Source organism: Pseudoalteromonas sp. SG44-5 (assembly GCF_014164175.1).
Taxonomy (GTDB): Bacteria; Pseudomonadota; Gammaproteobacteria; order Enterobacterales; family Alteromonadaceae; genus Pseudoalteromonas; species Pseudoalteromonas nigrifaciens.
In genome coordinates, this window is the sequence record NZ_JACJES010000004.1 from 123,928 (window position 1) to 138,672 (window position 14,745).

The 14,745-nt window shown below is 40.0% G+C and carries 9 protein-coding genes; 2 read left to right on the forward strand and 7 right to left on the reverse strand.

The features are described 5' to 3' along the window. Positions 1 to 55: 55 nt before the first annotated feature. The 5 genes from H5079_RS07250 to H5079_RS07270 all read right to left on the reverse strand — a co-directional run bounded on the left by H5079_RS07250 (position 56) and on the right by H5079_RS07270 (position 6,043). Positions 56 to 1,153, reverse strand: a complete 1,098-nt coding sequence (locus H5079_RS07250) for a transporter substrate-binding domain-containing protein (protein ID WP_226898030.1) — start codon at positions 1,151 to 1,153, stop codon at positions 56 to 58. 266 nt (positions 1,154 to 1,419) lie between these two features. After that, the gene (locus H5079_RS07255) at positions 1,420 to 2,043 is read right to left on the reverse strand and encodes a 3'-5' exonuclease (RefSeq protein ID WP_011327289.1); all 624 of its coding nucleotides are present in this window, start codon (positions 2,041 to 2,043) and stop codon (positions 1,420 to 1,422) included. A gap of 47 nt (positions 2,044 to 2,090) precedes the next feature. Further along, the gene (locus H5079_RS07260) at positions 2,091 to 3,929 is read right to left on the reverse strand and encodes a putative nucleotidyltransferase substrate binding domain-containing protein (RefSeq protein WP_182683813.1); all 1,839 of its coding nucleotides are present in this window, start codon (positions 3,927 to 3,929) and stop codon (positions 2,091 to 2,093) included. A 115-nt stretch (positions 3,930 to 4,044) separates the two neighbouring features. Next, positions 4,045 to 5,769 carry a sodium:solute symporter family protein gene (locus tag H5079_RS07265; RefSeq protein WP_011327287.1) on the reverse strand — a complete coding sequence of 575 codons (1,725 nt, stop codon included), beginning with the start codon at positions 5,767 to 5,769 and terminating at the stop codon, positions 4,045 to 4,047. Between the two features lie 10 nt (positions 5,770 to 5,779). Then, on the reverse strand, positions 5,780 to 6,043 hold the full coding sequence (locus H5079_RS07270; RefSeq protein ID WP_011327286.1) for a DUF4212 domain-containing protein: 264 nt from the start codon (positions 6,041 to 6,043) through the stop codon (positions 5,780 to 5,782). A 402-nt stretch (positions 6,044 to 6,445) separates the two neighbouring features. On the opposite strand from H5079_RS07270, the gene H5079_RS07275 reads away from it, so the two are divergent. Then, entirely contained in the window at positions 6,446 to 9,886 is a 3,441-nt protein-coding gene (locus H5079_RS07275; RefSeq protein WP_182683814.1) for a PAS-domain containing protein, read from the forward strand. 63 nt (positions 9,887 to 9,949) lie between these two features. On the opposite strand, the gene H5079_RS07280 is transcribed toward H5079_RS07275, so the two are convergent. After that, a complete protein-coding gene (locus H5079_RS07280; protein ID WP_182683815.1) occupies positions 9,950 to 12,595 on the reverse strand; it encodes a DUF2339 domain-containing protein in 2,646 nt (881 codons plus the stop codon). 40 nt (positions 12,596 to 12,635) lie between these two features. Further along, positions 12,636 to 13,220 carry a YqaA family protein gene (locus tag H5079_RS07285; RefSeq protein ID WP_011327283.1) on the reverse strand — a complete coding sequence of 195 codons (585 nt, stop codon included), beginning with the start codon at positions 13,218 to 13,220 and terminating at the stop codon, positions 12,636 to 12,638. Positions 13,221 to 13,417: 197 nt separating this feature from the next. Between H5079_RS07285 and H5079_RS07290 the strand changes: the two genes are divergently transcribed. Further along, positions 13,418 to 14,668, forward strand: coding sequence for a TMEM143 family protein (locus H5079_RS07290; RefSeq protein ID WP_182683816.1), 1,251 nt, complete (start codon positions 13,418 to 13,420; stop codon positions 14,666 to 14,668). Positions 14,669 to 14,745: the final 77 nt, after the last annotated feature.

The following is a 14,745-nucleotide window of genomic DNA, read 5'->3' on the forward strand; positions in this document are numbered from 1 at the left end:
AATAGCTACACCCTAGCAGCTAAAACTTAATTATTACCATAGCCATTTATTAAAGTTATTTATCACCTAAATACTCTGCCATTATTTGTTCAATTTTTTGATCTTCTGCAAGCCTTAATAAAACTAAGTTAACGTCGTTAACTAGTTTACTGTCGGCTCTAAATGCGAAGCCGTAACCTTGCTTATAATACTCCGCACTTGGAATATGAATATTCTCTGCTTTATGTTTATTTTTATAAAACAACAATTGTGGACGGTCAAAAACAACGCCATCCACACTTTTATCTTTTAGTCTTTCCATGGCTTGGCTTAGGTTATTTACCAATACTTTTTGGCCTTGATGTTCTTCAATAAAGCCTATAGCTGGCGAGCCTGCTGATGCTGCAATTTTTTTACCTGGAAATTGTTCAACTTGTGTAATAGTAGAACTGCTAAAGCTTGATACGGTAAGAGTACTGGCAATACCTGCAATCATTGATGTAGCAAAAATTAATGAAATAATCATCCAACAACCAGCTACAACTCGGCCTTTTAAGCTCACCGGTGCCATGTCGCCATAACCTGTTGTACTCATAGTCACTATGGCTAGCCACATACCGTTAGCTATCCCTCTTTTTGGATCTGCAGGAAACTGCTCTGGAGAATGTTTGCGCTCAGCAAGCCAAAAGAGCAGCCCAACAATGGCCAGCAAAGATAAAAATATGGCAACAGCAATTAGTAATTGTATGCTAAAAAAAGGTTTTATTTTACCCCAAATACTGGCATTTTCATCGCGCGAGGCAATAGTAAGGCTCGATTGGTAATAAGGCTGAGAAAACAGAAACTTTTCCACTCGCTCCGAGGTAATACTAATCGGCCCAGCAAGTAAATCAACTTCGCCTTGCTGCAAAGCGGTAAGTGCCTCATCAACCGTAGTAAAATATTTATATTGGTATTCCCAATTTTTTTTATCGGCTATATTTTCCCAAATTGTAAGTGAAATCCCCTCTAGTGAATTATTTTGGGGATTGTGTATAACAAAGGGAGCATCCCCCGCTACACCAACGGTCAAACCTGTCTCTGGCAAAGCACTTTGAGCATGCACCGATAAGGTTAAAATTGCCATAAGGCTTAAAGCGCCTACACGTAATGAATTTAATATTTTTGTTAGCATAAAAACTCAATTGTTTGGGGTGATGTGAATAGCTTATAAGCTCACAAACATACTAATAGAATATGTATAAGGTTACGAAAGTGTAAAATAGTTTCAAGCTAAGGTCAAAAATAGCTTGATTTAGCGCTTAATTTTCAGATGGTAGCCTTAGCTTTCAGATAAAAATAAAAGCCAAGTACGGTGTTTAAAATGCATAAACACTATTTATTAAAGAGGTTAAGAGTGCATAAAGTAGTGATTTAAATCGTAGCAAATAAAGCTAGCAACTAAACAAGCTCCCTCACTTTTAATCCTCTGCCACTACTTATTTGATGGCACTGCGCCAAAAATAACTCTGCTGTGGCTTGTGCGTCGGTAAGTGCGTGATGACAATGATAACTAGGCAGTTCGTAGCGATTACGACATTCGTTTAACGTTAAATCATCTTGCTTTATTTCGACGCCTTGATGTTGCAGGCGCTTTTTTTCTATTTGTAAGGTGCAGAGTATTAGTTTTGGCCGCGTAGTAATATTGGCATTTTTAAGCGCTGGTTTTAAAAAACCCCAGTCGAGCATGGCATTATGAAACACTAAAATACAGTCATTAAAGTGCTCACTAAGGTGCTCTAAAATACTATGTAAACTTTGCCCTGCAGCTACATTATCATTATTAATGCCGTGATAAACTGGGCTTTGTGCCAAGTTTTTAACCTCTTTATTAATTAAATGCTGCGACTGACTCATTTTTATACATTGATTTTCTATAACCACCCAAGCTAGCGACACTATTTCGTGCTGCTTGGCGTCAAGCCCAGTTAGCTCTAAGTCAATCACTAGGTAGCGCTGCTTTAAAGCAGCATGTGCCAGTAGCTGTCGCCTTTTAAAATAACGGGTAATTAAGCGCTTAACCATAATGTTTATTACTCGCTTTGTCCGCCGCTTTTTTATAAACAGCCATGCTATAAGCTACCACGGGCAAATTTAAACACAGCGGCTTGCTGCGCTTGTTTTACCAGATAAAATGCTTCTTTGAGTTGGTGGCGCTCTAAAGAGTTTAATTGGTCGGGGTTAATACAATTACTGGGCAGCCCTTCTTGATTTATTTGCGTGCTTAATCGCAGCTGGGTTAAAAAACGCCAGCAATCTTTTAGGTTATAAATATCTTCTTTGCTGAGTAAAGTGTGTTTTAACAATGCGTCTAAACGCTCTTGGGTATTGGCACGGCGAATCCCCGCTCTTAATGCATATAAACGCACTATGTCGTTAATTATTACTACGCCACGTTTTTTTAAGTCGATATATTTATAGTTTTTTTCTGTTTTTTCGGTTTTAAAATTATTAAACAAGCCTATAGGCACGCTGTTTGAGTCAATGTCGTTGGCCATGGCGGCGTAAAATAATTCGTTGCGTGACATGTGCGTAAGTTGCTCATAAAACTTACTATAAAGTGTGTGTGAGCCTTCGATAAAGCGTAAATCAAAAAATATTTTACAGTTGAGCATGGCTTGAGGGGTTGGGCTGCTTATCCATTTAAAAAAGCGCTCGCGCCAGTCACTAATACTCATTCGGCACAACTCGCTACTGGCCATTATATTGCCAGGGCAACGTCTAATGCCGCACTCTACTAAGTTTTCGCAAACATATTCCCCCATGCCTTTAAAGTAGGCTAACTCATCGTCATTTAAACCATCGGGTAATAATAAGCCATTATCTTGATCTGAATGTAGAGTTTGTTCTTCACGGGCTTGCGAGCCAAAACAAATAAAACTAAAACTACTTGGTGCTACTCCATGTTCTTGTTGATACAAATAAATTAGCCGCGAGGTGAGTGCATCGGTTAGGCCACTGAGTAATTTGCCAATTAGCGATATGTCGTCAATATTGTACGAAAAGCCGCGTAGCAACTCTGGGATCTCTTTGGCGTAGCGTTTTAAATCGGCAATAGCACGCGCTTTATAAATACGACCTATAAGTTGTACCGGGTCGCTTTTTTGCTGGCGTAATAAATCGGTACTGGTGATCATTCCCAAAGGTTTGTGGTTTTCGTCAAGTACTGGAATATGATGAATATTATGTTTAAGCATTAAGTGTAGCGCTGAAAACACCCGGTTATTTTCAAAAATAAACTTGGGTTTTGCTGTCATTATGCTGCTTACGCTTTGCTGAGGATCAACTTCATCTGCCAGTACCCGATTACGCAAGTCGCGGTCGGTTACTACCCCAACTAAGTGCGCATCTTGGGTGATCATAATAGATGACACACCATACTCTTGCATTTGTTTTGCCGCGTGGCGAATACTCGAATCTGGCGTTAAAGTAATGGCTTTTCGGGTCATTAACTCTGATATTTTCCTCTCCGACCAGCTTTCTGTTTTACTTTTATAATGTGATGAGAGTAGGCGGTTTGCATGAGCGCGAACAAAATATTGTTCAAACGGTTTATATTCGCGGCGCAAATAATCAAACGACTCCTGAGGCAGCATATACACTATGCCCTCTTTTTGTACTTCTAACCTGTTTTGCATCGCCTCACCGGTTAATAGCGACGGAAAACCAAAATAATCACCTTGTGCTAAACGCGTAACTATATCGCCTTTACTATCCACTAAATCGTATAAACCTGAGCGAATTAAAAATAACTTAGGGTGATCACTTTGCAGCCATTGTGCTTGGTTTTCACGGTTGAGGTAAGCAATATCAAGGTGCTTTACAAAATAGCTGCAAGCACTCGCCTCAAGCATGCTAAACGGGGCCTGCATAGTTACAAACTGGGTTATATCTTGCTGCTCTGCACTCATAGTTACGCTCGTTAAGTGATTTATATAAGGTTTAATGTAATCATTTATTAAACAAATAAAAAGCCCGACTTAAGTCGGGCTTTTGGTACTTTTATTGCCTGTTAAGCAAATAGACTTAGTGATCGTGAGCTTCACTAGATCCTTTAGGATTACGAATACCTTCAACCAACTGTTGAATTTCCAGTGGTGTCGGTTTAGTAAATTTAAGTACTATTGCAGCAACTGCAAAGTTAATTATCATACCCACTAAGCCAATACCTTCAGGTGAAATACCTAAAAACCAATGCTCGGCACTATTAAGCTCTGGGCTAACAAATTTAAAGTAAATAATATAGCCAGCGGTAAAACCAATACCCGTTACCATGCCAGCAATTGCACCTTCTCTGTTCATTGCTTTAGAGAATATACCCATAATAATAGCTGGGAAGAAACTCGCTGCCGCTAAGCCGAAGGCAAATGCAACCACCGATGCCACAAACCCTGGCGGGTTAATCCCAAAGTAGGCGGATATAACAATAGCGACCATGGCAGCTAACCTCGCTGCGAGTAACTCTTGCTTATCGCTAATATTAGGCTTAAGGGTTCGCTTGAGTAAATCGTGCGATACGGAGGTAGAAATAACTAACAGTAAACCTGCGGTTGTTGATAATGCTGCTGCAATACCACCGGCAGCAACTAGGGCAATAACCCATGCTGGTAAGTTAGCAATTTCTGGATTAGCAAGTACCATAATGTCGCGGTCAACATCTACTTCATTAGCACTGTTTGGATCGTCAATGCTGCCTGAAGTGTAAAACATTTTGCCATCACCATTTTTATCATTAAAAGTAATTAAGCCGGTACGTTCCCAGTTTTTGATCCACGTTGGTGCTTGTGCATACTCTGTACCGCTACCATCTTTACCGTTAATAGTATCAACCATGTTTACGCGAGCAAATGCAGCAACTGCTGGTGCTGTAGTATAAACAATAGCAATAAACACTAAGGTCCATGCCGCTGATATACGCGTATCTTTAACGCGAGGTACAGTGAAAAAGCGAACAATTACATGTGGTAAACCTGCAGTACCCACCATTAATGCACCGGTAATAGCAAATACATCAATCATACTCTTAGAGCCTTCGGTATACTGAGAAAAGCCCAATTGCGAACTTATGCCATCTAGCTTATCAAGTACATAAGCACCTTCTCCGCCAATTAATGTGGCACCAAAACCAGTTTGTGGCAAAAAGTGACCTGTCATCATCATAGAGATAAAAATAGCCGGTACTAAGTAAGCAAATACCAACACACAATACTGTGCAACTTGCGTATATGTAATGCCTTTCATACCACCTAAAACAGCATAAAAGAATACAATAACCATACCTATGTATACACCGGTTTCAATTTCTACTTCTAAAAAGCGAGAAAAAACCACGCCTACGCCACGCATTTGCCCTGCAATGTAGGTAAAACAAATGAATATGGCACAAAAAATAGCAACTAAACGCGCTGTACGTGAGTAGTAACGGTCGCCAATAAAGTCTGGCACAGTAAACTTGCCGAATTTACGTAAGTAAGGCGCTAAACACATGGCAAGTAATACATAACCACCTGTCCACCCCATTAAGTAAACGCCGCCGTCGTAACCCGCAAACGAAATAATACCCGCCATTGAAATAAACGACGCCGCGCTCATCCAATCGGCAGCGGTTGCCATACCATTAGCTAAGGGAGGTACGCCGCCACCCGCTACATAAAACTCTTTAGTTGAACCCGCTCGGGCCCAAATTGCAATGCCGATATAAAGCGCGAAGCTTAAACCAACAATTAAAAACGTGAGTGTTTGAACATCCATTGCTTAGCTCCTATTCGTCTACGCCATATTTTTTATCTAACGTATTCATTTTGACTACGTACACAAAAATCAAAGCCACAAAGGTATAAATTGAACCTTGCTGGGAGAACCAGAAGCCAAGTTTAAACCCAAAAAAACGTACTTCATTAAGTACATCAACCAGTAATATGCCAAAACCAAATGACACGACAAACCACACTGCTAATAATTTAAATAACAGTGAAATATTTTCCGCCCAATAAGCTTTTGCTTGTTCTTCATCTTTAAAAGCCATTTTTATTTTCCCCTTTAAGCATCACTAAAAAGTAATGAGTGGTTTATTTTTCATCTACCAATTTAGCAACGCAATGCAAATATTGAATTGCGACCATAGTCGTAACAGCCTGTTAACCTTTTGGCGAAAAACCAGTATTTAGCTGATATTAAAATTAAAAAGCATTATTTTTCAGCTATTTAAAACCTTACTCAGATCCCACCCGTTAACATTTTGATAAAATTTAGATTGCATGCGACATTAGTCTTATACTGTATTGCTATAATTTAATGTTTATAAATAGCAATTAAAAACAACAGCTTAAACTTATAAATAAATATCGCACCCACACTTAATTCAAGCTCTGGTATTGTGTATAGTCCATGCTAGTTGAGTGCATATTCAAAAAGGTTTAATAAATACATGACTGCCGTACTAATTTTTGTTGCTTTGAGCTATATAGGAGTGCTGTTTTGGCTCGCAAGTTGGGGCGATAAAACCACGCCTTTGGCTAAGCGTATTAGTCATCATCCTTTTGTGTATGCATTTTCACTAGGCATTTATTGTACATCTTGGACCTACTACGGCTCGGTAGGAACTGCAGCCACAAGCAGTTGGAGTTTTTTGCCCATACTACTAGGCCCCGCATTATTATTTTTTTTCGGCCAAGGTTTTTTACGTAAATTAGTTTTAGTGAGCAAAAAACAAAATATTACCACCATTGCCGACTTTATTTCTGCCCGTTATGGCAAGCGCCAAACCACCGCTATTATGGTGACTTTAATCGCGCTATTAGCGACTATTCCGTATATTGCGCTGCAATTAAAAGCGCTCAGTTCGAGCTTTTTACTGCTACAAACAAGTAATAAAATATCTGGAGATATAGTCGCCCTGTCGGCAACCTTAATTATGGCGTTATTTGCAATATTTTTTGGCACTCGAAAAGTTGATGTCACTGAATATCGTTCAGGGCTAATGCTTGCTGTAGCGTTTGAATCTCTCATAAAATTAATTGCACTCATGGCTGTAGCTGGGCTGGCTGTGTATTCTTTATTTAACTTACCTGAGTCTTATGCTAACCAAGTAGACGAGCCTTTGTGGACACACTGGGCCGACTTTGACTTTTTTAGTTTTAACTTTGTTGGTCAGTCATTAATGGCTGCGGCGGCTATTATTTGCCTACCGCGTCAGTTTCATGTGACCGTGGTCGACAATCAAGACAAGCGTCATTTATTTACCGCGCGCTGGGCGTTTCCACTGTACTTATTACTTACCGCAGCAATGATTTTTCCAATAGCAACTGCCGCTATTCACCCAGAAATAGGCCGTAGTTTTTCACCCGACAGCTTTGTGTTAGCCCTGCCAATGCTGCACTATAATGCCTTTTTAACCACCTTCGTTTTTATTGGTGGCTTGTCGGCTGCCACTGCTATGATAGTGGTAGCAACACTCACTTTAAGTACTATGATTTCAAACGATGTAGTACTGCCCCTAATACTGCGTCGCAAATTTAAACGCAACTTAATAACCACCAGCTATAGATCGAGAATACTATTAGTACGACGCTTTGCTATTGCCGGTATTTTAACCTTGGCTTATTTTTATCAGCATTGGTTTGGTCACGGAAGTGCATTAGCGAGCATGGGCCTGGTGGCATTTTCGTTAGTAACCCAATTATTACCCGCTATTGTAGGTGGTTTATATTGGCGAAAAGGCCATGCTTATGGCGTTTATGCGGGCTTACTTGCAGGCTTTATATGCTGGGTGCTGTTTTTAATGCTGCCTATTTTAGATGCTGGCAACACGCTAAATAACGAGCTACAACAAACCCTTATGACCCGCGGCACGCTGATTGCGTTATTTGCTAACATAGGTTGTTATATTAGCTTTTCGTTAGGGGCTGAGGAGCGATTAATTGATAAAATTCAGGCTGCTGCATTTGTTAACCCAAAAGATCAGACTATTTTATCAAAGCGTTTAAATAAAGATGTTAAAGCCACAGTATACGACTTTAAAATACTGCTACAGACCTTTTTAGGTATTCAGCGCAGCCAGCAAGTATTAGCCAATTATGCCCTAGCCCATCATTTAAGTGACAACAACGCGCACCCCAAACCTGAGTTTATTGCTTATTGCGAACGTGCGTTAACCGGTGTGCTTGGTGCATCGTCGGCTCAGGCATTAGTGCACACTGTATCGTCTGGTAAGCGCATGGCATTTGAAGAAGTGGTTAACTTTTTTGATGAAACCACCCAAGCACTGCAATTTAACCAAAACTTATTGTTTACCTCGCTTGAAAACTTAAGCCATGGTCTTTCTGTGGTCGACAAAGATTTAAAACTTGTTGCTTGGAATAAACGCTATAGCGAAATGTTTAATTACCCTGAAGGCTTTTTAGAAGTGAGCCAACCGGTAGAAGACATAATACGTTATAACGCAGAGCGTGGTGAATGTGGTCCAGGCGAAATAGAACGCCATGTAGATAAGCGGGTTCGTCATTTAAAAAATGGCACCTCGCATCATTTTATTCGCCACCGCCGCAACGGCCAAGTGTACGAAATGATAGGTAACCCTTTGCCTGATGGCGGCTTTGTTACCAGCTTTTCAGACATAACAACACATATTAATACTCAAAATGCGCTGGAAGAAATTAATATCGATTTAGAAAACCGCATCGAGGCGCGTACTCAAGAAGTACAAACCATTAATAAAGACCTTCAAGCGCAAATAGATAGCCGAGTCCAAACTGAGCAGGCGCTAACTTTAGCCAAACGTGAGGCCGAAAAAGCCAACGACAGTAAAACCCGCTTTTTAGCACTGGCGAGCCACGATATTTTACAGCCATTAAATGCCGCGCGCTTATACCTTGCCGCCATCGACGAAAAGCAGCTCAATAGCACTAATCAAAATAATCTTGATAAACTAGGAGACAGCCTAGACTCTACCGTGCATTTAATGTCGGCTCTGCTCGAAATAGCCAAGTTAGAACAAGGCGCAATGGCGCCTACACCACGCCACTTTTGTATTGACGATATTTTGCAACCGCTTAAAAGCGAGTCGAGTATTTTACTCAGTGTAAAAGGGTTATCGTTCAAAGTGCTTTCTAACCAACAAATAGTGCACAGCGATATTACTTATTTACGACGCATTATCCAAAACCTGCTCTCTAATGCAATTAAGTACACACAAAGCGGTAAAGTTTTAATTGCCTGTAGAAACCGTAAACATAGCCTGCGCATAGAAGTATGGGATACAGGACAAGGGATCAGTGAAGCAGAGCAAGCTAAAATTTTTAATGACTTTTACCGGGTTGAGGCTGGCGACAATAAAGGCATAGGCTTAGGTTTAGGAGTAGTAAAAAGAATGGCTGACTTACTCAGCTTACCGCTTGATGTATGCTCAGTGCCTAATAAAGGCAGCCGCTTTAGTATTGAAGTACCTTATGGTGATGCAAAATTTGTACAGCATAAAAGTATTGCTAATAGTGTAATGGAAAACCGCGCCGCCATTAATATTGTTGCCGTTGACGACGATCCTGCCAATCTAGCTGCCATGGCAAGCTTACTCAACAAATGGCAAGCCAATTACACCTTATTTGATAACGTTGAACAGGTGCTTGCGCACGCTAATGAGCACAGCGCACCCGATGTGATTTTAATGGATTACCAGTTAGGTAATGATTGCGACGGCATAACACTTATAAAAACCCTGAGAGATATTTGGCAACACCAAGTCCCTGCTATCTTAATAACAGCGGTGCGCGATGAAGAGCTTAAACTAGAAACTAAAGCGGCTAATATTCATTACCTAAGTAAGCCTATTAAACCGGGCAAACTAAAAGCGCTGCTAAATCACAGCACTTAAATATTACACCCAGCCTGCTAGTAATAGCGGGCTGGGTTTTCCTTTGCTTTATTTTATAAAGGCTTAAGCCAGATTAGCGCGGCTTCTCAGCTTTTGAAACAACCAGCTCAGCCCCACTAAAGATAACCCTAATCCAATAAACGATATCGCTTTTAGTAAACCTGTTAAGTTTGCCATATCGATTAAAAATACTTTTAAAATAACCGCGGCCAATAAGCCTAAACCTACTTTTTGTATTAGTAGCTGATTTTTAAGATGGCCCACAATAACCGTACTTGCTCCCAGTACTAGCCAAATAATAGAATAGCTGTAAAGCTCAGCGTTACCTACCCCCTTAGATAAGTAAATATACGCCCCTTGCCAATATTGACGAATTAAACTGTTAATTGCCAAGAAGGTAAATGCCCCCGCAATTGCGAGAACTATTGCAATTACCTTAGTATTTATAGCTTTGCTATTTATAGTTTTAAGTAACCTTGCTAACCACAAAGTTAACCCTGCAGGTACTAACCATAATAACAATAACCAGTTAAATATTGGCGTTGTACCAATATCTATTGCACTCAATAACGGATTGTCGTCAACTAAGGTTTTTAGTGCAAACACACCAGCTAAGCCCGCCAATGCAAAGCCGCCAATGCGATACAGTTTTGCTAAACTCCCTGCTATTCGCGCGCGATATAAATACACACAACCTAACCCAAGCCAGTTACAAACCAGTAATACTTGCTCGTAAAAACTCAATGAATCAAATTGTGGATAATGCCCTACTAGCTGATAACTGGTTTCGGTGGTAATAAATAATGCCAAGCAATGCAGCGCTGCACCTTCTAGCCATAACTGCATTTTTGATGTGTTAAAACATCTTGCTGCAACATAAAATAGCACCGTACACAGCGGGTACACCACTATACTCCAGTGCAAACCAAAAATAGTAAGAGCCTCGTAACTTGGTGTCCAAGGTGAGAAAGTTAGTCGCAATAATAATGCTGCCACCAGTGCTTTAATAGGCCAATGTGGCATAGGTATGCTGTGGCGTTTGATCAGCAAGCTAATCAATAACACTTGAATAGCCAGCGCTATAGTTAAGCCACTGTCGTTTAATAGCATAGTAATCGCGAGCGTAATATTAGCATTTGCTGCTATCCAGTAGGTAAAACGCTGATACAAACTAGCACTGTGCTGCGCACTTTTTATTAAAACAGCACTACCAACAAGTAATATAACTGCCCAAAGCGGATACGCTGTACTTAACGCTGAATTAGGAATAAGTGCGTATAACGTGGCTATCATTAAAAAGAAACTAAATGCGCCGGTAATATGAAATGCCAAGCGCTTAGGAAACTTACGACCAAAATAAAGGCCATAAGCAGTCAAAGTAAAACCTAGTATTAAACCTAGTCCATATTCTTGTTTAAATATAAACAAGGCATCATCAAAATCAAAAGTTTGCTGGGTACTGACTAAAACGACCAGGGCTATGACTAAACACACAGCTTGCCATAAATCCCAGCGGCTATTTTTTAATACTAAAAACAGCATTAGCACTAAAGTTATTAAGCTAAATATCTGAAACTGCACGTCGAACCTATGCAATAGCATCATCAAAATAAACGGTGCGGTAAACACTAACATTAACGGGTGATCGGGCAGTACATTAATTAAACGCTTTAAGCTGTGCGGGCGAAACTCAATTAGTGTAAACCTTCCCCCTAAACGAGGGATAGCTACGAGGCCAATAATACTGGCGACTGCATAAACACCCAGTAACCAAATGGTGCTGCTTTCGAGTAAAACAAAACCCGCTAAGTACCAAAAAACATGCCCAGCCCAGAGTAAATACCACAGCCAAATACGCTGTACTTGGTGCGCCACTATGGCGGCAAATAAACTAACAAAGCCAACATACATAAATAAAGAAAATAAATTAACGCTATTACTACTAACCCAAATAGGCACGCTGTAGGCACCAATAATGCCCAAAACAGCAAGTAAAGGGCCAAACTTAATTGCCATAACGCTTGCACTTAAAGCTATAATCGCCAATAGCACAAATGCAACAGTGGAGCTAAGCATGGCGTAGTTACTGTAAGCAAGTAAGGCTAACGCAAAGCAGGTAATAAAGCCGCCACTAGCAAGGGCTGCCGGAATATAGTTATTAAACCCTTCAAATACAATGCGTTTATAATGTAAATACCCAGCAGCTGCTATTAAACCAAGGCCAAATAGTGCACCTAAACTCAACCGCATAACGGGTGAAAGTAACCCAGCTTCTAAGCTGTATTTTGCTAAAAAAATACCGCCAAACGCAAGCGCTATCGCGCCTATCCAGGTCATCCAGTTTTCTTCAAATCCTGCACGTAATTTATTAAATAATGTATGTAAAACGCTAGGTTTTTTAGGGAAGGTATTTGTTTTAGCTGTTTTAGTAACTGCAGCTTCATTGCCGCTTATAGCCGCAGTTTTTACCTGCGTTGAAACAGTTGCTGGTGTGCTTACTTGTGGTTGTGGTTGCGCTTGTGGTGGTGCTTGCTTACTAGCAAGCGGTGTTAATTGCTCTTGTTGCTGGAGTAAACTATTAACTTTAGCTGTTAACTGCACAACTTGTTGCCTTAAACTTTTAAGCTGTGTAAGTGCAATAAACCCGCAAATAGCGCCTGCTATTATCGCTAATATAAATAGCCCTACTAACCCAATCAACTCATCCATGGCATGCTCTTATTATTTTATTTAATATAAATTAGCGGTATTAAATTACCGTCGTTAACCACCATATACCGATTACAAAAACAGTTAAAGTAATCATGGCTTTAGTTTTATGTTTACTAATAAGTTGCTCGGCTTTATTACCGGCGTAATACACAACTACCGCTAAAGCAAAATATCGTATAGCACGCGAAATTGCGCTGGCTAATAAAAATAACCCGAGGGAATATTTAGTCGCCCCCGCTGCCAGCATGGCTATTTGAAATGGAATAGGCACTATGCCTAGCGTTATTACAAACCAGAAGCCTTGATTGTGCATTTGTTGTTTAACATTTTCAAACTGCTCGGGGCTTGAGAAACTATTAATAACCCAATCGCCAACTGCATCAAATAAGTAATAACCCAGCGCATAACCAAATAACGCCCCCACAATACATCCCAAAGTGGCCATTAAAGCAATAAGCCATAATTTTTCACGACGCGCTTGCATTAAGGGTACTAAAACAGCTTCAAGCGGAATAGGTACTATGGTCGACTCTAAAAACGACGCCACGGTAATGCCACTGAGCATATGTTTAGATTCAATAAAATTACGTGTTTTTTGTTTAAGCTTTTTTTGAATCGCCATAGTAAATCCTTTTCACTTATAAATAAGAACAAGAGTATTCAATGAGCTAATAATTACATATTTAGGTTAATACACGCTGAAAACACTGTGCTAAATTTATCAGGTCCTAGGGCGTATTAACAAATTAGTAATATCCATAAGAATATTTTATTATGTGCCCATGCAGTTAGATTCCCTATCACAGTAGTTATTAATTTATGCAAAGTGCGCGTTTTATTCCCTTTAGAAAGCAAGATATTGTTGATATGTGTAGCGAAGAGCTCAATAACAGCACACAACAAACATCGTTTAAACAGTTTTGTGATTTACTAGCTAGCCTTATTCATTACGATTACCACGCAACACTTGAGGCACTTAAAAACAATTATGCACCATTTGATCCCAATAGCGACACACGATCTTTAGCCCCCGTATCGGCAGAACAAAAAGCACAGTGCCAACGTGAGTTTGCTAAAGACTTTGCCAAGGTACTTAACGCCGCTAATTTTGAAGTAATCACCAATGAAGACTTACAAGACGCATTAAACGAAGAATCACTATTTAAGGTGCGCCTTGAAGTTGAATTTGACGACTTTGAAGAAGTGGTATTTTATCGCCGTGGCGAGTCGCAGCTCACTGAAACGATTACCAGCTTTTGGGGCTTGCGTAAAAAGCCGCTGCATTTTACTAATTACGATCGTGTTGCGGTGTTTATTCGCTTTAAAGATAGCGCTTATTTTGAAGCTAAAAACAAAACGCCACTGGGATTTGAGCCAAGTTCAACCATAGTAAAGTTGTTTCAAAATGTGCCTAAGGCCGATCTCGAAATGCTATTTCCTAATAGCGAAGTGCGCATGCGCCCTATCGATAAGGTCATTATTGGATCGTCTGCTTTAGTTGGCGGTGCAGTGGTACTTATTACTAAATTGGGCGCATCAATCGTATTATTGCTTGCTCTGTTTGCTTTTTGGGGTGGTTTTAGAAGTGAAGCTGTAGAAATGACCCAACAACACTTTATTACCTTTGCTATCGGTATGGGCGTGTTTGGCAGCTTTATTTTTAAAGAATGGAGTAAGTTTAAAAACCGCAAAATAAAATTTATGAAAGCCCTAAGCGATAACCTCTACTTTAAAAACCTCGATAACAACGCGGGCGTATTTCACACGCTTATTGATGCCGCCGAAGAAGAAGACATAAAAGAAGCCTTGCTTGCGTATACCTTTTTACTAAAATCGGAAAGCGGATTAAGCGCACAAATGCTTGATGAGCAAATAGAGCATTGGTTTAAAAGCAAATACCAGTGCGTTCTTGATTTTGAAATTAGCGACGCGCTTGAAAAGCTGGTACGTATGCGTTTGGTAACGTGTAGTAACGAAATAGAAGGTAATGAAGTGTATAGCGCGCTGAGTTTAGAACACGCAAAAACCATTTTGGATGAGCGCTGGGATAATCTTTTTCAATATAATTAATGTAGTATTTTTACTAAATAATACTCAAAAAGAGCAGCTGTAAATACAGCTGCTCTTTTGATCAAGCTTTAAATAGC